Annotated in this window: 23 protein-coding genes; 22 read left to right on the forward strand and 1 reads right to left on the reverse strand. The window is 47.7% G+C overall.

Going from position 1 to position 22,218, the window contains the following annotated elements:
• Nucleotides 1–131: 131 nt before the first annotated feature.
• Nucleotides 132–254 carry a DUF4044 domain-containing protein gene (locus EKM89_RS11870; protein ID WP_125688780.1) on the reverse strand — a complete coding sequence of 41 codons (123 nt, stop codon included), beginning with the start codon at nt 252–254 and terminating at the stop codon, nt 132–134.
• Between the two features lie 169 nt (nt 255–423).
• On the opposite strand from EKM89_RS11870, the gene EKM89_RS11875 reads away from it, so the two are divergent.
• The 22 genes from EKM89_RS11875 (at nt 424) to EKM89_RS11980 (ending at nt 22,078) form a co-directional block, all read left to right on the forward strand.
• Entirely contained in the window at nt 424–777 is a 354-nt protein-coding gene (locus EKM89_RS11875; RefSeq protein WP_125688782.1) for a DUF3397 family protein, read from the forward strand.
• Between the two features lie 200 nt (nt 778–977).
• Nucleotides 978–1,409 (forward strand): division/cell wall cluster transcriptional repressor MraZ, encoded by a 432-nt coding sequence (mraZ, locus tag EKM89_RS11880; protein WP_125688784.1) that lies wholly within the window; start codon nt 978–980, stop codon nt 1,407–1,409.
• Between the two features lie 21 nt (nt 1,410–1,430).
• Nucleotides 1,431–2,375 carry a 16S rRNA (cytosine(1402)-N(4))-methyltransferase RsmH gene (gene rsmH / locus EKM89_RS11885; RefSeq protein WP_125688786.1) on the forward strand — a complete coding sequence of 315 codons (945 nt, stop codon included), beginning with the start codon at nt 1,431–1,433 and terminating at the stop codon, nt 2,373–2,375.
• A gap of 42 nt (nt 2,376–2,417) precedes the next feature.
• Complete coding sequence (gene ftsL, locus EKM89_RS11890) at nt 2,418–2,819, forward strand: cell division protein FtsL (RefSeq protein WP_125688788.1); 402 nt, start codon at nt 2,418–2,420, stop codon at nt 2,817–2,819.
• Between the two features lies 1 nt (nt 2,820).
• Nucleotides 2,821–4,980 carry a penicillin-binding transpeptidase domain-containing protein gene (locus EKM89_RS11895; RefSeq protein WP_125688790.1) on the forward strand — a complete coding sequence of 720 codons (2,160 nt, stop codon included), beginning with the start codon at nt 2,821–2,823 and terminating at the stop codon, nt 4,978–4,980.
• Between the two features lie 25 nt (nt 4,981–5,005).
• Complete coding sequence (mraY, locus tag EKM89_RS11900) at nt 5,006–5,977, forward strand: phospho-N-acetylmuramoyl-pentapeptide-transferase (RefSeq protein WP_164510585.1); 972 nt, start codon at nt 5,006–5,008, stop codon at nt 5,975–5,977.
• Nucleotides 5,978–6,403: 426 nt separating this feature from the next.
• On the forward strand, nt 6,404–7,783 hold the full coding sequence (gene murD, locus EKM89_RS11905) for a UDP-N-acetylmuramoyl-L-alanine--D-glutamate ligase (protein WP_164510586.1): 1,380 nt from the start codon (nt 6,404–6,406) through the stop codon (nt 7,781–7,783).
• Nucleotides 7,784–8,878 carry an undecaprenyldiphospho-muramoylpentapeptide beta-N-acetylglucosaminyltransferase gene (gene murG / locus EKM89_RS11910; protein WP_125688794.1) on the forward strand — a complete coding sequence of 365 codons (1,095 nt, stop codon included), beginning with the start codon at nt 7,784–7,786 and terminating at the stop codon, nt 8,876–8,878.
• 31 nt (nt 8,879–8,909) lie between these two features.
• A complete protein-coding gene (locus EKM89_RS11915; RefSeq protein WP_125688796.1) occupies nt 8,910–9,767 on the forward strand; it encodes a cell division protein FtsQ/DivIB in 858 nt (285 codons plus the stop codon).
• Nucleotides 9,768–9,908: 141 nt separating this feature from the next.
• On the forward strand, nt 9,909–11,240 hold the full coding sequence (gene ftsA, locus EKM89_RS11920) for a cell division protein FtsA (protein ID WP_125688798.1): 1,332 nt from the start codon (nt 9,909–9,911) through the stop codon (nt 11,238–11,240).
• Nucleotides 11,241–11,261: 21 nt separating this feature from the next.
• The gene (gene ftsZ / locus EKM89_RS11925) at nt 11,262–12,539 is read left to right on the forward strand and encodes a cell division protein FtsZ (RefSeq protein WP_125688800.1); all 1,278 of its coding nucleotides are present in this window, start codon (nt 11,262–11,264) and stop codon (nt 12,537–12,539) included.
• 44 nt (nt 12,540–12,583) lie between these two features.
• Nucleotides 12,584–13,015: a cell division protein SepF gene (locus tag EKM89_RS11930; RefSeq protein ID WP_125688802.1), complete on the forward strand. Its 432-nt coding sequence runs from the start codon at nt 12,584–12,586 to the stop codon at nt 13,013–13,015.
• A 12-nt stretch (nt 13,016–13,027) separates the two neighbouring features.
• Nucleotides 13,028–13,309 (forward strand): YggT family protein, encoded by a 282-nt coding sequence (locus tag EKM89_RS11935; protein WP_125688804.1) that lies wholly within the window; start codon nt 13,028–13,030, stop codon nt 13,307–13,309.
• Nucleotides 13,310–13,381: 72 nt separating this feature from the next.
• Complete coding sequence (locus EKM89_RS11940) at nt 13,382–14,161, forward strand: YlmH family RNA-binding protein (RefSeq protein ID WP_125688806.1); 780 nt, start codon at nt 13,382–13,384, stop codon at nt 14,159–14,161.
• 19 nt (nt 14,162–14,180) lie between these two features.
• Complete coding sequence (locus EKM89_RS11945; protein WP_125688808.1) at nt 14,181–14,879, forward strand: DivIVA domain-containing protein; 699 nt, start codon at nt 14,181–14,183, stop codon at nt 14,877–14,879.
• Nucleotides 14,880–15,307: 428 nt separating this feature from the next.
• On the forward strand, nt 15,308–18,121 hold the full coding sequence (gene ileS / locus EKM89_RS11950; protein WP_125688810.1) for an isoleucine--tRNA ligase: 2,814 nt from the start codon (nt 15,308–15,310) through the stop codon (nt 18,119–18,121).
• Between the two features lie 547 nt (nt 18,122–18,668).
• Nucleotides 18,669–18,893 carry a cold-shock protein gene (locus EKM89_RS11955; protein WP_048735815.1) on the forward strand — a complete coding sequence of 75 codons (225 nt, stop codon included), beginning with the start codon at nt 18,669–18,671 and terminating at the stop codon, nt 18,891–18,893.
• Nucleotide 18,894: 1 nt separating this feature from the next.
• Complete coding sequence (locus tag EKM89_RS11960; RefSeq protein ID WP_125688812.1) at nt 18,895–19,437, forward strand: NUDIX hydrolase; 543 nt, start codon at nt 18,895–18,897, stop codon at nt 19,435–19,437.
• An 8-nt stretch (nt 19,438–19,445) separates the two neighbouring features.
• A complete protein-coding gene (locus EKM89_RS11965; protein ID WP_125688814.1) occupies nt 19,446–19,730 on the forward strand; it encodes a hypothetical protein in 285 nt (94 codons plus the stop codon).
• 85 nt (nt 19,731–19,815) lie between these two features.
• Nucleotides 19,816–20,508: a 5'-methylthioadenosine/adenosylhomocysteine nucleosidase gene (locus EKM89_RS11970; protein ID WP_125688816.1), complete on the forward strand. Its 693-nt coding sequence runs from the start codon at nt 19,816–19,818 to the stop codon at nt 20,506–20,508.
• 27 nt (nt 20,509–20,535) lie between these two features.
• Nucleotides 20,536–21,732 carry a cysteine desulfurase family protein gene (locus EKM89_RS11975; protein ID WP_125688818.1) on the forward strand — a complete coding sequence of 399 codons (1,197 nt, stop codon included), beginning with the start codon at nt 20,536–20,538 and terminating at the stop codon, nt 21,730–21,732.
• Between the two features lies 1 nt (nt 21,733).
• The gene (locus EKM89_RS11980) at nt 21,734–22,078 is read left to right on the forward strand and encodes a DUF1831 domain-containing protein (protein WP_125688820.1); all 345 of its coding nucleotides are present in this window, start codon (nt 21,734–21,736) and stop codon (nt 22,076–22,078) included.
• Nucleotides 22,079–22,218: the final 140 nt, after the last annotated feature.

Here is a 22,218-nt window from a genome sequence, read left to right on the forward strand (position 1 = left end):
TCATTCTCACTTTCAATTAGTTTTGGTCGACGATGTTGATGTGGGGCAGTGTGCCCCTTTTATTATACAGAAAATGGTGTCGACAGATTTCTCTATCAACACCAAATATCATAGAACCCTTTTTTTATAAATTATCCCATAATTCCTAATGAGGAAATAGCCCCAAAAACTAGGGAGCCAACCGTAGCGATAATCATAATCCAAACAAAGACGTTCGTAATCTTTTGAAATGTTGACTTTTTCTTCTTTTCCATGCGGGCTTAGCCACCTCTTTAATCCAATTTACTCAATTAGTTTACCGTGAGAACAGCGGAATTGCAACCGTCAGGGGTAAGTTGTCAACTGCTTGTTACAAAACGCGAATTGCAAGTCCCCTGAGAAATCTTTATAATGGGACGGAAAACATTAGTAGGGGGGAGTAAAATGGCGTTTTGGGCATCACCTGCGGGACAACTAGCGATTCTGGTAATTGGCTGGCTCGTCATTCGCGCCAGTAAGCGGGTTTTAAAGCGTCATTGGCCAACGGGACTGAGTACGTGGGACTTGATGGCGCCGCTGCTGATCTTGTGTTCCGTGATTCTGGTGCCAGCTGGTGCGGGGGTCATTCTGCCGTGGTTGGTAATGGGCTGGATGGGTGTAGGTATCTTAGTGACGGTGATTCAGGCCGTCCACAACCAGGAGCTACTTTATAGTACTTTTTTCAAGACGTTTTGGCGGCTGACGGATCTTTTTTGGGCGTTAGGATTCATTGCTTGTTTTTTACTTGTTATTAGTTAGTTTATGCATAAATATAAATCATTTTGATTAATGACTCATTTTTTAATGGGCGAAATAATCGCTTAAAGCCACGGTGAACAGGTGTTCGCCGTGGCTTTTTGTGTCATGGGTGGGAAATTTATAAAAATTCGGAAACGTTGTGGTAGAAAGTGGGGGGGTGTGGTAAACTTGGAAATAGTTACAAACGGGGGGTAATGGCTATGTTCATGGGCGAATTCGAACATTCGATCGACACCAAAGGCCGGCTAATTATCCCCGCTAAGTTTCGGGAACAGTTAGGCGACAATTTTGTTGTTACCCGGGGTATGGATGGTTGTTTATTCGGGTATGCAATGCCCGAGTGGTCGGCGTTGCAGGATAAATTGAAAGCCTTGCCAGTCAACCGAAAAGATGCCCGTGCCTTCGTCCGCTTCTTCTACTCCGCAGCAACGGCGTGTGAACTGGATAAGCAAGGTCGCATCAATATCCCTAAGCCACTTCGGGACCACGCTGCGTTAACTAAGCAGTGTGTGATTGTTGGGGTTGCTGATCGTTTTGAAATTTGGAGTTCGGATCGGTGGCAGGACTTCTCTGACACTGCTGAAGAAAACTTCGATGACATTGCCGAAAATTTAATTGATTTCGGCATGTAGATTTAAGAAAGGAGAGTGTTTATGGAAGACTTTCATCACGTAACCGTATTACTTAAAGAAGCAGTGGCGGGGTTAGCCATCAAGCCGACGGGCATCTACGTTGACTGCACTCTCGGCGGCGGTGGCCACAGCGAGCGCATCCTCGAGCAATTGACAACGGGGCATCTCTACGCATTCGATCAAGATCAGACCGCTATTACCTACAACCAACAACATTTAAAGCAATACGTAGACGAAGGTAAATTAACCTTTATAAAAAGTAATTTTCGTGACATTAAAGAAGAACTTAATCAGCGTGGCATTACGGCTGTGGACGGCATCCTTTATGATTTGGGTGTTTCTTCCCCCCAATTTGATGAGGCTGACCGTGGTTTTAGCTATCAACACGATGCACCACTGGACATGCGAATGGACCAGAGTCAGAAATTGACCGCGTGGATTGTGGTCAACGAATGGGAATTCAACGATTTGATGCGAATTTTCCATCGATATGGCGAAGAAAAATTTGCTAAGCCAATCGCACGAGCTATCGAACGCCACCGAGCAACTGCCCCGATTGATACCACCGGCCAACTGGTGGAAATTATCAAAGAGGGAATTCCAGCGGCGGCACGTCGACATGGGGGACATCCCGCGAAAAAGGTGTTCCAAGCGATTCGCATTGCTGTCAACGACGAGTTGGGGGCCTTAGAAGATTCGCTTGAACAGGCTGTCTCCCTGCTGGATTTAAATGGGCGCATCAGTGCTATCACTTTCCAATCCTTGGAAGACCGGCTAGTCAAAACTATGTTCCGGGAACACTCTTCGTTACCTGAATTGCCACATGGCATTCCAGTTATTCCGGATAACTTACAACCCGACTATCAACTGGTAAATCGTAAACCGATTTTGCCTTCCCCGGCTGAATTGGAAGCGAACCACCGCGCACACAGCGCTAAGTTACGAATTTTAGAAAAAATTAAGTAGTCTAACCAAATACGAAAACTCGACATAGGAAGATGATTATTTATGGCGCAGAATAGTTTAGCTGAAGCGGTTCCCCTTTCGCCGGAACCCCAACAACGCCCAAACATAGAACAGCCGCAACGTCAGGCTCGCCCGCAAAGTAATCCGCAACGGAATCCTCAGAGCCAGAAGTTACCGGTTTCTAAATTCGAAAAATGTTTAATGACCGTCTGTGGCCTTATTTTGGCGACACTCATGGTCTTTGTTGTTTCATCCAAGATTGCAATGAGTAACTCGCAACACGAACTCCAGAGCGTGAATAGTCGTGTGACAACCATTCAGAATGGTAATACAAACGCGCAACAAGAGATTAATGAGTTGCAGAGTCGGACGCGACTTGATAGAATTGCCAAAAAGCAAGGGCTCACTTTACAAAATGATAGAATAAGGAATGTAAACAAATAACATGAAAGATTCCCAAAAGCGACAAATGATGAATAAGCAACCACGCAGAAACCGGAAATATTTTGGCCAGTTTCTGTTTTTCCTTTTCCTCGTGGTATTTGCGATTATCGTCGGTCGCTTTTCGTATATCTCCATCGGTAAGAAGGTTCAAAACGTTAACCTAAGTGCCTCGGCCCAGAAACTCTATACGGCTAATGAGACCATCAAGGCGAAGCGGGGGACTATTTACGATGCGAACGGCCAAGCGATTGCCGAAGATACCAGTGTGTACTCCCTGTACGTGGTACTTGATAAGCGGCAGGTGAGTTTGAATGGGAAAAAAATGTATGCTACCAATAAGGAGAAGATTGCGACCGTTTTGGCAAAGTATTTGCCGCTGACGCGCAAGCAGGCGCTTAAGGCACTTTATCCGAGCAAGTCCAACACATTTCAAGTGGAATTTGGAACGGCTGGGCAAAATATTTCGTTAACAACCAAGCAGAAAATTCAGTCGTATCATTTGTCCGGAATCAACTTTGTACAGCAGGAAGCCCGGCTATATCCTAACGGAATCTTTGCCTCCCATCTAATTGGTCTGGCACAGTCGCAAACGACAAAGAATGGTCAAACAACGCTGACGGGAACCATGGGGATCGAACAGGCCTTCAACAAGCAATTGACAGGGACTGATGGGTCACAGAAAATTAAGAAGGATATGTATGGTTACCAGTTGCCGGGAACCAAGCAGAAGTCTAAGAAAGCTAAGAACGGCGATAATGTTTATACGACGTTAGATACCCGGCTCCAGACACTACTTGAAACTGAAATGGGCAATGTTCAGAATCAGGTCAAGGCAAATTCAATGAACGCCGTCTTGATGAACGCCAAGACGGGAGCCATTTTAGCCGCAACACAACGACCAACGTTTAATGCAACGACTAAGGCGGGGCTAGGCCAAATTTGGCGTGATACGCTGGTTCAAGATGCTTATGAACCGGGGTCGACGATGAAGGTCTTCACGTTGGCTGCCTCTATCGATAGTGGAAACTATAACGGTAATGCCACGTACCAATCTGGTCGGTATACCATTGGGACGCAAACGGTACCTGACTGGAACACGGCTGGGTGGGGGACGATTACCTACAATAAGGGATTTGCCCTCTCTAGTAACGTTGCCATGGCCCATCTGGAACAACAGATGGGTGCTAAGACCTGGAAAAAATACATTAATCGCTTCCACTTCCTGAAGAGTACGAATTCAGGATTGCCAGGTGAAATGGCTGGAGACATTGCCTTTCAACGGCCGATTGAACAGGCCGATACATCATTTGGCCAAGGGATTCAGGTCACTGTTTTCCAGATGTTGCAGGCGCTGAGCGCAGTCAGCAACGATGGCAAAATGATGAAGCCTTATGTAATCAGCAAGGTCACGGATTCCAATACCAATAAGACGGTGAAGAAGTATTCGCCAACCGTAGTGGGAAATCCAATTTCGGCACAAACGGCACAGGCTGTTCGAAAGCACATGGAAGACGTGGTTTACAAGAGTTACGGGATTGGTGCTGATTATAAGATGAGCGGCTATAAAGTTGCTGTGAAGACCGGGACGGCGCAGGTCAGCAACGGAAAGGGTTACCTGTCTGGCGATGACAATTATCTGTATTCGGTTGCCGCCATGGTCCCTGCTAGCAATCCGAAATACGTGATGTATATTACGATGAAACAGCCCCATCTGGGAAGCACGACCGCGACCAAACTGCTGGCTTCGATCATGAGGCCGGTGATGGCTCGAGCCTTGCAAGAAGATACTGGATCGGCTACGACGAAGACGAACAAGATGCCCAATGTCGCTGGCAAATCCGTGACAACAGCCATCAAGGACTTAACTAAGGCTGGTGCTACGGTGACGCAGTTAGGGACGGGGACAAGGGTCTTGAAACAGTCTGTCACGGCCGGAACGGCACTCTACCAAGATCAGCGGGTGTTTATTACCACTGGTGGAACGGTGGCTTTGCCAAGTTTAATCGGCTGGTCAAAGGGCGATGTGGTAAAATTAGCTCAGTTGGAAGGCTTAAAGTTAACTGTAACGGGTGACGGCTACGTGACGAAGCAAAGCATTAAGGCGGGAACCACCGTTGGGGCCAACTCGACACTGACCGTTACTCTGAAACAAAATAAATAAAAGAGAATGAGGATTGAGAGAGACAATGATGAATGTGATTGTGCCCCTGTTGGGCGGATTTATAATTACGGCGGCGTTTATGCCGTCACTGATTCGGTACTTCCGAGCCCGGCATGAGGGGCAAATGATTCGTGAAGAAGGCCCAACGTGGCACGAGAAGAAGTCAGGGACCCCAACTATGGGTGGCCTGCTGTTCATCGTTGCAATTTTAGTGATGACATTGGCTAGTAGCTGGCTGTTAGCCCCACACCACACGCTATCCACAACTTGGATCTTGTTATTTATCCTGGTTCTGTATGGTGGCCTGGGCGCCTGGGACGATAGTATCAAGCTCTTTCATCGTCAAAATGAGGGCTTAAAGGCCTGGCAAAAATTGTTGGGCCAAATCGTGGGGGCGTTGATCCTCTTTTGGGTCTACACCCACGAACGGCTTCCAATGGCGCTGCATATCCCGGGGATGGGTAACTGGCACATGAGTGGTTGGTATGCCATCTTTGTCATTATTTGGTTAGTTGGCTTTAGTAACGCTGTCAACTTGTCGGATGGTTTGGACGGTTTAGTCAGCGGGTTAGCAAGCATTTCCTTTGCGACCTATGGTGTGATTGCCTGGCACCAGATGCAAATGAATATTGCCATTTTCTGTTTTGCCGTAGTTGGTAGTCTGCTCGGCTTTCTCATCTTTAATCACAAACCAGCCAAGATTTTCATGGGCGATACTGGCTCTTTGGCACTGGGTGGTGCCTTAGCGGCGGTTTCAATTCTGTTGCACCATGAGTTGTCACTGCTATGGATTGGACTAGTCTTTGTGATTGAGACGGCGAGTGTTATTTTACAAGTTGCTTCGTTTAAGTTGACGGGCAAGCGTATTTTCCTAATGAGTCCCATTCACCATCACTTCGAAATGAAGGGCTGGAGCGAATGGAAGATTGACTTTACATTCTGGGGAATCGGCTTGATTACCGCGTTAACTGGATTGTGGGCTATCTTGCCAAGATAAGGGACGACTGACTAATGGGCTAGCTTGCTCGTTAGGGTCAAGCTAGCTTTTTTTAGTGGAATTGCATGTGAACAAATAGTGGAGCAGTCACGGTTTATCGCTGTATAATTAAAGTGTCCGTTGTCGGTTAAAAGAAGCTGCTTTCTGGCTGAGGTGAATGACGACTGTGACAGCGGCTTAATGACGTTAGCAGCTACGACTAATTTGGTGGCGCTCCGGTGGTCAGAGTTAGGACGGTTAGTCGCTTCTGCTGGGTCGTTAGCAACGGGTTGTCGCAGTCTATCGCTGGAAGCTGATCTCTTAGGCTGATAAGTGCGCCCTATGGCGGGTGGAATTCCTGATAGTTATGGGAATTTGTGCAAGACAACAATTTTGGAATCAAAATACTAAAAGCATAAGTGAATGAATGGAGAGCGAAAGGTAATTATGAAGCAGATCACGACGTATACGGGGAAGAGAGTGCTGGTCTTAGGATTAGCGAAGAGTGGGGTCAACGCGGCTCGCTTGTTGAGAAAATTAGGGGCTAAGGTTACCGTCAGCGACGTGAAGCCACTGGCTGAAAATCAAGATGCTCGTGATTTACAAGCGGACGGGTTTACTGTGATTACCGGTGAACAAACGGCTGATCTGCTGGACCCGGGTTACGACTTGATCGTAAAGAATCCTGGTATTTTCTACGACGTGCCGGTCGTTAAGCGAGCTTTAGCAGAAAACATTCCGGTGATTGGTGAAATGGAATTAGTCGGTGAAGTTGCCGATGCTGAATTGATTGCTGTCACCGGGAGTAACGGGAAGACGACGACCACGACTATGATTCAGAAGATGGTCGACCACGATCGGAAAGCCGGACGAGCTGTTTATGCCGGTAATATTGGGATTCCCGCTAGTAAGGTCGTTCAAGAAGTAACCCCGGATGACACGCTAGTCTTGGAAGTTTCTAGCTTCATGTTGGCCGAAACAACTGAATTTCGTCCCCACATCGCCGTACTCACGAACATTTTCTCCAATCACCTGGATTACCACAAGACACGGGCTAATTACGTGGCAGCCAAGATGAAAATCACCGCGAACCAAACGGCAGATGATTACTTTGTGGTTAACTTCGACAATTCCGAATGGCGGGAGCTCAGCAAGCAGTCGGCCGCACAGGTCGTTCCGTTCTCTCGGCTGGATCAGTCGGAAGATGGTGCGTACGAGACCGATGGGGAACTGTACTTTAAGGGTGAACATATCATGGCCGCCAGCGAGATCAAGGTACCTGGGGACCATAACGTTGAGAATGCCTTAGCTGCTATTGCGGTGGCTAAGATCAAGGGCGTCAGCACACAAGCCATTGTCGCTGTTTTGCGGAGCTTTGGTGGGGTTCGTCACCGGACACAGTACGTTTTAGAGGCCGGGGGTCGCCAATACTACAACGATTCGAAGGCAACGGACATGGAAGCTACTGAAATGGCTTTAAAGGGGTTCAAAGCACCAGTTGTCCTGCTAGCTGGGGGCTTAGACCGTGGCTATACCTTTGAAAAAATGATTCCGTCCTTCAAGGATCACGTCAAAGCCATCATTCTCTTTGGCCAGACGGCAGATCTCTTGGCGGAGACCGCACAACAGGCGGGAATCAAAGTGATTAAGAAGACAGAAAACGTTGAAACTGCTGTACCGTTAGCTTACCAACTGAGTGCCGTTGGAGACATCATCCTATTGTCACCAGCCAACGCCAGTTGGGATCAGTATCCAAACTTTGAGGTCCGTGGTGATCGGTTTATCAAGGCCGTTGAGCAGTTAACGGGTAAACAGGAGGAAATTTAAATGCGATTAATGGTATCAGGTGGTGGTACCGGGGGTCATATTTACCCGGCATTAGCCCTCATCAAAGCACTCAAGAAGCGTGATCCCGATGCAGAGGTCATGTATGTTGGGTCCGAACGGGGCCTAGAGAGTACGATTGTCCCAGCCAAAGGAATTCCGTTCAAGTCTACCCGAATCCAAGGGTTTAAGCGGTCCCTGTCCCTGGAAAACTTCAAAACAATCTACCTGTTTTTGAAGAGCGTCCACGAGACGAAAAAGATGATCAAAGAGTTCAAACCAGACGTGGTCGTCGGTACTGGTGGTTATGTGTCTGGTGCGGTGGTCTATGCGGCTGCGCACTTACACGTGCCTACGCTGATTCACGAACAAAATAGTGTTGTTGGCATTACTAATCGGTTCTTGAGTCGATACGTTGACCGTATCGCGTACGTTTTTGACGCCGCGCTCGATCAACTGCCAGCTAACAAGATGGTTAAGACTGGAAATCCACGGGCTCAGGAAGCCGCTGAGGTCGTTAGTCACTTTAGTTGGCAGACATACCAGCTGAAGGACGATGTGCCCACACTGCTGATTTTTGGGGGCTCACAGGGGGCACCGAAAATCAATCTTGCGACAATTGCTGCCATTCCTGAGTTTAATCAGCGTGATTATCAAGTGGTCTTTGTAACGGGACAGAAGCGTTATGATAACGTGATGGACCGACTTAAGGACGTCACGGTGGCTGAAAATGTGGTTATTAAGCCGTATATCAGTAATATGCCTGAGGTGTTGCCAAAGGTGGCTGCAATTGTTGGACGGGCCGGTGCCACAAGTATTGCCGAGATTACGGCCGATGGTATTCCTTCAATCTTGATTCCTAGTCCGTACGTCACGGCGGATCACCAGACCAAAAATGCGCAGTCATTGGCAACGGTTGGTGCTGCAGAAATTATCAAAGAAGCTGATTTGACCGGAGAAACCTTGATTGCTAAGGCGGATCAATTAATGAACGACGATGCGTTACGCCAGGATATGGCCGCGGCTTCTAAACAGCTCGGGGTTCCTGATGCTGCCGACCGGGTTCTCGACGTGGTCCTGTCACTAAAGAAAGATTAAAACCAGATCAGTGAATGGAAGGTGAGCGACCGTGAAGTTTCGTTTAAACCGTAACGATCCGAAACAACAGCGATCACTAACACCGTGGGAGAAGTATCAGGCACAAGCCCAACAGAAACGTGAGCGCGCCAAGACACCGAGTTGGATTCACAAGGCGAAACGAATCGGTGATAAACTTCCCCGGCTGAAGCATGAGCGAACCCGGAAGTTAGTTCGGCGACTGAGCATACTGTTGGGAAGTTTTACCGCCGTTATTTTAGTCATGGTGTACTTGGTTTCGCCACTGAGTCATTTTGAAACGGTGCGGGTGACGGGCAATGTTGCACTCTCCGCAACGCAGGTCCAACGGGCGGCGCAGGTCCAGCCGGGAAATTCAATTTTCCAGCTATTGGGGCATACGCAGCAGTTGGAAAAGCAGGCCATTAAACGTAATACAAGGGTCAAACGCGTGACAATTCATTTTAAGCGGCCCAATCACGCGACGATTCATGTGACAGAGTTTATGACGGCCGGTTATGTGCTGAAGCAAAATCGTTACTATGAAGTCTTAGAAAATGGTATTGTTAGTGAACAGTCAGTAACGCAACCGAAGAGTGGAACGCCGGTCTATGGTAGCTTTAAACACGCTAAGACTTTGCACCGTATGATTCTCCAGTATGCGCAGCTCAGTCCGACGATTAAGCGTAGCATCAGTGAGATCCAGGAGTCACCGACTAAAGCCAATCCTGATCGGGTTCACCTCTTCATGAACGACGGCAATGAAGTCTATGCCAGCATCTCCAGTTTCGCGAAGAAAATGGTCTATTATCCTAGCATTGCAGCGAAGATGAAGGCCAAAGGTGTGGTCAATTTGGAAGTGGGAGCATACTCATACCCCTTCAGTAAATAATTTCATTTTGATTTCAGCGTTAAAAAGCGTCAATAAGGCTTTTTCAACCCCTAGTAAGTGTGGTAAACTGAAAAATAATTAGGAGAAAAAGCGAATTCATGCAGTGTTGATATTAGATTAACTTAGGAGGTTCCTTTTTCTATGGATAATTCAGGGATGTACGTTGGTCTCGATATAGGAACCACCTCAATAAAAGTCATTGTTGCTGAGAATGTTAAGGGGCAAATGAACGTTATTGGTGTGGGAAATGAACGTTCGAATGGTGTCAGCCGCGGCGTGATCGTGGATATTGACAAAGCAGCGGAAGCGATTCAGCGCGCCGTTCGACAAGCCGAAGAGAAGGCCAGCATTGAAATTCACGATGTAATTGTGGGAATTCCCGCAAATATGCTAAAGATTGAACCTTGTAGCGGTATGATCGCCATTGATGATCAATCCCGCGAAATTACCGGTCGCGACGTGCGGAGTGTTTCAGCGGCGGCTTTGATTCAGAGCTTGCCACCAGAACGTGAAGTCGTCGACATTTTAGCCGATGAGTTCGTTGTGGATGGGTTTGATGGCATCAAGGATCCTCGGGGGATGGTTGGCGTGCGGCTTGAATTGCACGGGACCTTGTTTACGGGACCCAAGACCATTATGCATAATACCCGTAAAGCCGTTGAACAAGCCGGATTGCATCTGCGAGGAACAGTCATTAATCCAATGGCACAAGGCATGATGGTAATGAATGACGGCGAACAAGACTTTGGGACCATCCTAATCGATCTGGGTGGGGGTCAAGCCACAGCAGCCGTTATCCATGATCACCAACTGAAGTACATTGATGTTGATCAAGAGGGTGGGCAGTTTATCACCAAAGATATCTCGGTGGTGCTCAACACCTCTCTGGATAGTGCAGAGAAACTGAAACGAGATTATGGCTATGCCGATTCTGCGCAAGCTAGTGATGAAGATGAATTCCCAGTTGACGTGGTTGGTCAAAGTCAGCCCACGCCAATTTCAGAAAAATACTTAGCAGAGATTATTGAAGCGCGGCTTGATCAAATTTTCCAGCGGTTGCAGGCAAATCTGAATAAGGTCCAAGCCTTAGAGTTGCCGGGGGGGATCGTTTTGACGGGTGGTGTTGCGGCACTACCAGGCATTACCGACTTGGCAACCGCTGAATTTGGCACGAATGTTCGTGTTTACGTTCCAGATCAAATGGGGTTACGGCACCCATCGTTTACCCTGGCTTTAGCTTTGGTAAACTATTTTGGGGGACTGAGCGAGATTGATCTGCTCATTAAGAGTGCATTGACCGGCTCCACCCAATTAGCCGATGAAACCGACGAGATTCGTCAACGTGAGCAACCAGTCGACAACGACTCAGTAGATGCTCCCGCACAATCTCACCAGAAGAGTAAGGCGACACCAAAACCGAAGAAGAAGCGAACCGAAGGAATCAAGAAGTTCTTCAGCGATTTCTTTGATTAACGCGAGATGGAGGAATATAGAATGGAATACTCACTAGATTCTGCGCAGAATAACGGCGCAATCATTAAGGTGATCGGCGTTGGTGGCGGTGGGAACAACGCCGTTAACCGAATGATCACAGAAGACGTTAAGGGCGTTGAATTCATCGTGGCGAACACGGATGTTCAAGCCTTGGAAGCTTCAAAGGCTGAAACCAAGATTCAACTTGGACCGAAATTGACCAAGGGATTAGGCGCTGGTGCCAACCCAGAGGTCGGTGCGAAGGCTGCTGAAGAAAGTGAAGAACAGATTACCGAAGCCCTTGAAGGTGCCGATATGGTCTTCGTCACTGCTGGTATGGGTGGTGGGACCGGTAATGGTGCTGCACCTATCGTGGCAAAAATCGCCAAAGAGGGCGGTGCACTGACAGTTGGGGTTGTTACCCGGCCATTTAGTTTTGAAGGCCCACGGCGGGCACGGTTTGCCGCTGAAGGGGTTGCCGCAATGAAGGAAAACGTGGATACGTTGATCGTTATTGCCAACAACCGTTTGTTAGAGATCGTTGACAAGAAGACACCAATGATGGAGGCCTTCCAAGAAGCAGACAACGTCTTGCGCCAAGGCGTTCAAGGCATCTCTGACTTAATCACTAGTCCTGGCTACGTCAACTTGGACTTCGCCGATGTAAAGACGGTTATGAAAGACCAAGGTGCTGCTTTAATGGGTATCGGTTCCGCTAATGGTGAAAACCGAACGGAAGATGCAACCAAGAAGGCTATCTCTTCGCCGTTACTGGAAGTATCTATCGATGGTGCCGAACAAGTGCTGTTGAACATTACCGGTGGTCCAGACTTGTCCTTGTTTGAAGCCCAAGCAGCCTCTCAAATTGTTTCCGATGCCGCAACGAGTGACGTTAACATCATCTTTGGAACGTCAATCGATGAAGATCTTGGCGATGAAGTTCGTGTGACCGTAATTGCTACTGGAATCGACAAGAAGAAGGAAGAACGGGAAGCAGCGCACAGTCGAGTTGCGCGTCGTGCCGAAAGCCAACAACGAACGACCTCTACTGATGCTACTGCCCAAGAGAATGCACCCAAGGAAACGGACCAAGATCCGTTTGGTAATTGGGATATTCGGGAACCAGCGCACCGCCCAGAACCACAAGTCCGTTCGAACAACTCGCACGATGAGTTTGCGGGTGTTGATAAACCAGACTTTAACATTTTTAACCCGAGCTCAAACGATAGCTCAGCAGCTGATGATAATAGCAACAAGGGTGAAGATACGCCACCATTCTTTAAACGGCGGCGAAAGTAATCACCTGCGAACTGTAGAATTCGTTATGAGAGGAGTGGCCAACCATGGCGGAGAAGTTTAGTCTTAGCAAATTTTTCGGAACGAACGATGATTATGACGAAGACTATCAAGAGGATTCAACTCCGGTAGCGACTCCCAAGCCAGCTACCCCCAGTCAGCCGGTTGATAGGCGGAAGGTGGTTGCCATGCGGTCTGCAAAACCCAATTCAAGTCACATTGCGATTTGTGAGCCACGAATTTACTCGGATGCGAAATCAATCGCAAAACAAATTACGGGCGGGGATGCCGTCATTGTAAACTTTGCCCGGGTTGATGAAGCACAAGCCCAACGCATCGTGGATTTCTTAAATGGAACTGCATTTGCTGTGGGTGGTGAAATTAAGCGGATTGGTGAGCAGATTTTTCTGTGCACGCCACATAATTTCGAAGTTAGTGGTGACGTCGCTGTCAATTTAGGAACGCAATTCACGCAATAAAGGAGCGACGCCGTGATATATTTAGTTAGTTTGATCTTTAGAGCTTTGAACTGGCTGGTAAGTGCCTACATCCTGTTGATCGTGGTGTATGCTTTACTAAGCTGGTTACCAGGTGGCTATGAATCTAAGTTCGGTCGGATTGTTGGCCGCTTAGTGGAGCCATTTTTGGGCTACTTCAATTTTATTTCATTGGGACCAATTGGTTTTGGTCCAGTTGTTGCCATCGTGGTCCTGTCATTAGTGCAGTACGGAATTCAATACTTGGGAATGCTAGTTCTGCAGCTCATGGTATGACGGCGATTATCGATTGGTTTCAAATTAATAATAGTAGCAACGCCATAATCAACTTGAGGGGAGAAAAGACTCGTGGATGAGAACATTACGCAGCATTTTCGCCCGGATGAGGCGTCGTTTATTGATGCCATTACTGGCTGGCTCCAGCAGGTTCAAGATGAATATCGGCCAGTTCTCACTCACTTCTTGAATCCTCGTCAGGTATACATCGCAACAACGTTAGCGCGGCATGCAGATATTCCAGTCCGTTTTAGCGGTGGGCACGAGCATGCTGAAATGCAGCGGGCGTTATTCTATCCGGAGTACTATACACCGGAAGCCAAGGATTTTGAATTAACCCTGATGCAGGTCGACTATCCAGTGAAATTTGCAACGCTGCATCACAGTCAGATCCTGGGGACTTTATTGGGTTCCGGTATCGAACGAGAAATCTTGGGCGATATTTTGACCGATGGTGAGGTTTGGCAGGTTGTGACGGAGACGTCAATGGTTGATTATTTGACCAGCCAAGTTGACCACATTGGACGAGTCAAAGCTCGTTTGAAATTAGGTGACTGGACGCAATTGGTGCAGCCGTTGAACGAGTGGGAGAGCGAAAGTGCGACCTTATCGTCACTGCGGTTGGACAGTATTGTGGGGACCGGTTTTCACTTATCCCGGCACCGGGCAAAAGAATTGATCGAAGGCGGCCACGTTCGTTTGAACTGGGCAGATACACTCAAACCAGACTATGAGCTTGATGTCGCGGATATTGTTTCCGTTCGTGGCTTTGGTCGAATTCGGTTGGACGAGGTCGTTGGTCGAACGAAAAAGGAAAAGATTCGGGTCACCCTAGCGGTGTTGAAGAAATAGATGCGGAGGGAACAGTGTAATGGTATTAAGTCCATTAGATATTCATAATAAAGAGTTTGGCACGAAGATGCGTGGGTATAACGTTGATGAGGTCAATGACTTTTTGGACCAAGTCATCAAGGATTACCAAATCACGTTGAACCACAACAAGGAATTGGAAGAACAGTTAGATGCAGCCAACGAAAAGTTGAAGTACTTTAACGACTTGAAGGATTCCTTGAATCAATCCATTTTAGTTGCACAAGAGGCTGCCGATAAGGTCAAAGCTAATTCGCAAAAAGAATCGGAAATTATTATTCGCGAAGCCCAAAAACAAAGCTCTGATATCGTTTCTGAAGCAACGAACAAAGGAAATCAAATTATGGATGAAGCTTCTCAGCGGGCCAAAAAGCTCGCAGTGGAAACCGATGATTTGAAGAAGAGTACCCGCGTTTTCCGGCAACGTCTGCAAGTTATGCTGGAGAGTCAGCTTGAAGTGGTTAAGTCCAACGATTGGGATAGCCTGCTGAAGGAAGGGTCAATGTCAAGTTACGAAGAAATCAAGAAGGTCGTTGGTGACCGGCTTGACAATGACGCTGCACAAGGCGTAAACTCGGAATCATCATCTGAGGAAGATGATCAGGTGGAAGAAGCTCCCGTGACCGATTCAGCGCCAGATGATGGCGAAACGGTTGTTATTTTCCCAGATAATGATGATCCCCATTTTGACCAAAAATAACAAATAACAGTGGCACAGAGAAACTAGTCACTTAAAAAGACGGAACTAGCGAGTTAGCGATGGTGGAAGGCTAACACCCACTCTTTTTAGGCGGTATCATTCTCCCGAGCCCCACGGCTGAATTTAGTAAGCGGTGGCGGTGCACCCCGATACGGTGCTTGAGGGTAAGAACTGGGTAACCAGTCCTTACTAAAATTGGGTGGTACCACGAACGACTTCGTCCCTTGCGACGGGTCGTTTTTTATATGGTTGAGAGTGTGACGAAGGCCAGTTTGTTCATATTTGGCTGCCAATGAGGCGAATACATGATGCAACGGTTAATTCTAATCTTCAAGACGGTTTCGGTTGACCGGTGAGCTGAGGCCAGTGATGGTTTGAGCTCACCGGTTCACCAACCGAGTTACAACAATCTAAGGAGGAAACACGGTATGCGAGTGAAAGACACGCTTAACCTGGGTAAGACCAAGTTTAAAATGCGCGGGAATTTACCAGTCAAGGAAGTTGACCGGCAAAAGGCCTGGGCTGAAAACAAGGTCTATGAAGCCCGACAAAAATTAAACGAAGGAAAGCCTAGCTTTATTCTTCATGATGGGCCACCATACGCCAACGGTCCTATTCACATGGGTCACGCGATGAACAAGATTTCTAAGGACATCATTGTGCGTTACAAGTCCATGAGCGGATTCCGTGCCCCATATGTTCCCGGCTGGGATACACATGGCCTACCAATCGAGCAGCAGTTGACGAAGGCTGGTTACGACCGGAAGAAGATGTCGACCGCTGAATTCCGTGATCTCTGTCGTGATTATGCTTTGAAGCAAGTTGACCTTCAACGTGATGGGTTCAAACGACTCGGCGTTGCTGCTGACTGGGATAATCCTTACCTGACATTGAAGCCAGAATTTGAAGCCGCTGAAGTGCGGGTCTTTGGTGAGTTTGCTAAGCGTGGGTTGATTTACAAGGGGAAGAAGCCTGTTTACTGGTCATGGTCATCCGAATCAGCCATGGCTGAAGCCGAAGTTGAATACCACGATGTTACTTCTCCATCTGCTTTTTACGGCGAAAAGGTCGTTGATGGCAAAGGTGTCTTAGACGACGACACTTACTTGGTTGTCTGGACCACGACACCTTGGACGATTCCTGGTTCTGAAGGAATCACTATCGATGCTGGTATCGAATATGCCGTGGTTCAACCCGCTGGGGAAGACCGGAAATTCGTTTTAGCTAGTGACTTGGTAGCGGAAAATGCCGAACGTTTCGGTTGGGAAAACGTTAAGGTTTTGAAGACCGTGATGGGTCAAGATATGGATAACATCATTGCCCAACACCCATTCATCGCCGATCGGAAGCTGGTTGTGATGTTAGGTGACTTCGTGACGACTGAAACTGGTACCGGTCTAGTTCATACCGCACCAGGTTTAGGGGAAGACGACTTTAACGTAGGTAAGTTGTACAACCTACCCGTTTTAGTTCCCGTTAACGACCAAGGGTACATGACCGCCGAAGCCGGTGAAGACTTTGATGGTGTATTCTATGAGGATGCCAACAAGATTGCCCTGGATAAGTTAAAAGCTAACAATGCTTTGCTGAAATATATGCCATATGAACACAGTTATCCATTTGACTGGCGGACCAAGAAACCCGTTATCTTCCGGGCAACGCCACAGTGGTTTGCTTCCGTGGATAAGATTCGCGATGAAATTTTGGACAGCTTAAAGGACGTTAAGTTCCAACCGGATTGGGGCAAGCGTCGTTTGGAAAACATGATCAAGGACCGTGGTGACTGGGTTATCTCCCGTCAACGGGTCTGGGGTGTACCACTGCCAATCTTCTATGGTGAAGACGGGGAAGCCATCATCACGCCAGAAACGGTCAATCATGTAGCCGATCTCTTTGGCAAATATGGGTCGAACATCTGGTTCAAGCGTGAAGCTAAGGACCTCTTACCAGAGGGCTTTACTAGCGAACATTCACCGAATGGCGAATTTACGAAGGAAAACGACATCATGGATGTTTGGTTTGATTCCGGTTCGTCTCATCAGGGTGTGCTGGCTGAACGTGACTATCTGGATTTTCCAGCTGACCTTTACCTGGAAGGTTCCGATCAATACCGCGGCTGGTTCAACTCTAGCTTGATCACGAGTGTCGCCGCTACTGGTAAGTCACCATACAAGCAGGTTGTTTCACAAGGATTCACGTTAGACAAAGACGGGCACAAGATGTCTAAGTCCATCGGTAACACGATTGCGCCTGATGAAATCATCCAGAAGATGGGTGCCGACATTGTTCGTCTCTGGGTAACCTCTGTGGATACCTCGGCCGACGTACGGGTTTCAACTGAGTCCTTCGTGAAGATTTCCGATAGCTACAAGAAGTTACGGAACACGATGCGCTACTTATTGGCTAACACGAGCGACTTTGATCCCGAAAAGGATGCCGTTTCGTTTGACCAACTGACTGCTGTTGATCGGCACATGTTGTATCAACTGAATGCGTTCACTAAGAGCGTTGAAGGCCATTACGAAAACTATGACTTCCTGAATATTTACAAGGAACTCATCAACTTTGTTGTTAGTGACCTGTCTGCGTTCTACCTCGACTTTGCTAAGGATGTTCTGTACATCGAAGCCGAAGATAGTGCCGCCCGGCGTTCAATGCAAACGGTCTTCTATCAGATTGCCGTAACCTTGACGAAGCTGATTACGCCAATTTTACCGCACACCGCTGAAGAAATCTGGAACTTTTTGAAGGAACCAGAAGATTTCGTTCAACTAGCAGAAATGCCAGTTGTGATGGATATGGACGATGCAGTTGAAGCCGAAGATGACGAACACAAGTCAGTTTGGGATCACTTCATGACCTTGCGGAGTCACGTCTTGAAGGCGTTGGAAGAAGCACGGGATGAAAAGCTGATTGGGAAGTCTGCTGAGGCCCATCTTGATTTATATGTTGACGATGACACGCAATCCATGTTGTCTAAGTTGACCGTCGATGTGCAGCAAATCTTGCTGGTCTCTGGCTTAGACGTTGCTAAGTTGGCTCAAGCACCAGCCGACGCGTTGACCTTCGACCACATGGCCGTTAAGGTGACGCCAGCTGCCGGTGAGGTCTGCGAACGTTGTCGTTTGACCAAAGAAGACGTTGGTAGTGATTCTGACTACCCACACTTCTGTGCCCGTTGTGCCGCTATTGTTCGGGAAAACTACCCAGAAACGGCCACCGAAGGCTTTGAAGAAAAGTAAGTGTTGATCGAAATGAAAGCTCGTAACCGTTGCAGGTTGCGGGCTTTTTTAGGTTGGCATTGCGGATTGCATGCCACCTCAGGCGACGATGCTGTAAGTCAGGAAAGAATGGACAGCGATGACAAGGGAGGTTATTTCACAGTTGCTCAACTAACTAAGCTATTTAACGGGTAATTGAAGTGAAAATGGTTAAAATTAGTGATAATTCAGTCGAGCTGATTTGCTAGAACTTGTATTTGTCGGGAGAGAATTTTCGCGTAAGGTAGGCCCTGAGATTAAGGCTATCTGCCGAGGGAACGTTTTTAGCTGACAATCAGGTTAAGGTTAGTAAAGACCTCAACTGAAAAGGCGCATGCATCTGTAGAGTAAACGATGGCTCTGACAGAAATTAGATAGAGCTGGGGTGCGGCTATTTTTAAGACCGATAACCAGTCGTTAAAACCATTGAGAGCTTAAGAATTAGCCAAGCTGGACGGTCTAGGGAACCATTGTTTGCGGTCGACCGCCCAAGCGAGTATAATTTGTGCTATGTATGGGAGGGAATACCATGTTAACCGGAAAAGTAAAAAGTTATAGTGAACAACGCGGCTTTGGGTTTATTACCACGCCCGCTGATGGTGATATCTTTGTGTATTACACGGCCATTGTTGGTGAAGGATTCAAGAAGCTCGAAGTCGGTCAGACCGTCCAATTCGTGGTTGTTCAAGGGATGCGTGGCCTCCAAGCGGCTAAAGTGACACCCGTGATCACGGGGACGACTGAGGAGGTTTAACATGGACTTAGAAGAACACGTTGAATCGACCGAAACGTTGTACGATGGGGTCATTGTTAAGTTAGAACGGCAACAAGTTCGGCTGCCAAATGGCGATACAGCGACGCGAGAAATCGTGCGCCACACCGGGGCAGTGGGAATCTTGGCTTTGACCAATGATAATAAAATGTTTTTGGAACGCCAGTGGCGTGCGCCGATTCATGCAGCCACATTGGAAATTCCAGCTGGTAAGTTAGATAGCAGAGACGCCGATAATGCCGAGCATGCTGTCATTCGAGAGTTGAACGAAGAGATTCGTTACCAACCGGGTCAGTTAAAACGGATTACCGGTTTTTATTCCAGCGTTGGCTTTTCTGACGAATACATGACGCTCTTTTTAGCAACTGATTTAAAGCCGGTAACGACTGAATTACCACGAGATCAGGGTGAAAATCTTGAGCTTTTAACGGTAACGAAGGACGAAGCCAAGGCCATGATTGAAAATGGTAAGATTGAAGACGCCAAGACGGTTACGGCCATCTATTACTGGTTATTACAGAAGTAGGTGACAGCATGCAACAGGATGATCAACCAAAAACGAGAGCTGATTACCGTAAGGAGCAGGAACGCGCTGAGAAAGAGTTTCAGGAGCGCGACCGCAAACGGGTGCAGGTCGAAAAGGAATATGCCCGGACTCACGGTGATCCACTTCCAAAAGATGAAGCAGAATCGAATCAACGCGTTAATCCCACGGAGGGCAAACAGCACCGTTTGGGTCGACGACTCAACTGGGCGATTGGTTGGCTCTTCGTGCTGATTATTGCGGTTTATTTGATTTTATTTTTCGTTGAGTTTTAAATGGCGGCTAGGCGTGGTAACCACGTTCTAGCTGCTTCATTGATTAATTAAATGAATAAACACAAAAAGGAGTTGGCGACACAACATGACATTTGGAATTCTCTGCGCCATGGAAGAAGAAATTAAGGAACTACACGACGCCCTCGAGAACGGAACAACGACCGTCGTTCATGGGTTGAAATTTTATCAAGGCACTATTCACGGTCAATCTGTTGTTCTGGTACAATCCGGAATTGGTAAGGTGGAGGCTGGCTTAACGACCGCACTATTGATCACTCAATTTAACGTTGACGTGATGATCAACTCTGGTTCTGCCGGAGCCTTGGCACCCGACTTAAACATTGGCGACGTGGTCGTTTCCACCGAAACGGCTTACCATGACGCTGATGCACGGGCCTTTGGCTACGAGTATGGGCAATTACCACAACAACCAGCACGGTTTACTGCTTCTAAGGAATGGGGCGAAAGAATCGTGGCAGCTGCTGCAGCAACCGGTTTGAAGACTAAGCTTGGTCTCATCGTAACCGGTGACCAGTTTTTAAACAGTCCAACGACGATTAAGACCATTATGGGTCACTTCCCAGATGCTTTATCCGGTGAAATGGAAGGGGCCGCGGTTGGTCAAGTTGCGCATCAATTTGACGTGCCATACGTTGTTGTTCGGGCGATGTCCGACAACGCCGATAATGATTCCGGTGTTAACTTCGATGACTTTATTATTGATGCGGGTCACCGTTCTGCACAAATGTTACTAGCCTTGTTAGCTGCACAAAACTAGCAAAGCTTTTCAGGAGGTTTTTTGAGGATGCAAGAGATTCATATTGATAATAGTAATGCGGTCCGGGAAATCTATCTGGATAACGCAGCAACGACCCCAATGGCCCCAGAGGTCTTAAATGAAATGGTCGACAAGATGGCTAACGTATACGGTAATGCGTCGACGTTGTATGGCCTTGGTCGTCAAGCCCACACGGTCATGGAAAATAGTCGACAGGTGATTGCCAAGAGTATCAACGCCGCTCACGATGAGGAAATCATCTTCACTAGTGGTGGGAGCGAAAGTGATAATACGGCGATTACTCAGACGGCGCTGGCGCGACAGTCGTTGGGTAAGCACATCATTACCACGGAAATCGAACATGAAGCGGTGCTGAAGCCGTTACACGCCCTAGAGGATCAAGGTTTCGACGTGACCTATTTGCCAGTTGATGCGCATGGTCGTATCAGTTTGGACGATTTTAAGGCGGCGCTTCGTGAGGACACTATTCTGGTAACAATCATGATGGGTAACAACGAGGTTGGCAGTCGGATGCCGATTCATGAGATCGGTGAGATTTTGAAGGACCACCAAGCTTGGTTGCATACGGATGCGGTTCAAGCTTACGGGTCATTGGACATTGACGTGCAGCGTGATCATATTGACATGTTGTCGACGTCTGCCCATAAGATCAACGGACCCAAGATGATCGGTTTTCTGTACAAACGGGAAGGTGTGAACTTTCCCAGCTTGATCAAGGGTGGCGACCAAGAAGAAAAGCGGCGGGCCGGAACGGAAAACGTTCCCGCAATTGCTGGAATGGCGGTTGCTGCTAAGTTGCTCACGCCAGAGGTCAAGGCTGATAAGCGAGCCCGGTTTCACGGCTATAAGGAGCAAGTGATTCAAGGCCTAACCGCCAACGGCGTCGACTTTGAGATCAATGGCTCCTTAGAGGGTGAAAACCTCGAGCACGTCTTGAACATTTGGATCAAGGGAATCTCAACTTACGTCATGCAAACCAATCTGGATTTGGCAGGAATCGCCGTTTCCGGTGGCTCGGCTTGTACGGCTGGTTCGATTGAACCATCACATGTGTTGACCGCAATGTTTGGTGCCGAAAGTCCGCGGATTGCGGAGTCCATTCGGCTTTCATTTGGTCAACAGACGACTAGCGCTGATATTGACGCTTTCGTGAAGAACGTCAGTGCCATTGTTAAGCGACTTTCTCACAGCGAGGTGAAGTAACATGCTATTTGCTAAAGAAATGAAAATTGAGGGTGACACGGATGTTTACGTACTCCATCCAAACGTGAAGTCCTACGCGTTGAAGGACGTGGGGTTCCAAATATCCCATGCTGGAAACTATACGTTAGAACGGTCAGTCGATCCGACGTCCCCCTACAATAAGAATCAAATGTTACGGGTGACCGTTGCCAAGGACCTAAGTGGGTTCAAGATGGCAACGACCAATGCTTCTGGTAATAGTCGCGTTAACATCTTTAAGGGGACGCACGCAGAAGGCAACGTGGAGCAATACCACTTTATTCTGCAAAACCTGATTGATCGTGAAATTCTACAAAAGAAGCAGTAACCGCTTTTAATCACAAACTACCTTATGGCGCGCGTTTCGGCATCATAGTGGTGTAAATAAAAGGGCTCTTTGTCAACCGGTGTTGATGGAGGGAATTTCGGAGGTTCAATTCATTTACGAATTGGGCCTCTTTTTTGTAC

It is taken from the genome of Levilactobacillus fujinensis (assembly GCF_003946335.1).
Taxonomy (GTDB): domain Bacteria; phylum Bacillota; class Bacilli; order Lactobacillales; family Lactobacillaceae; genus Levilactobacillus; species Levilactobacillus fujinensis.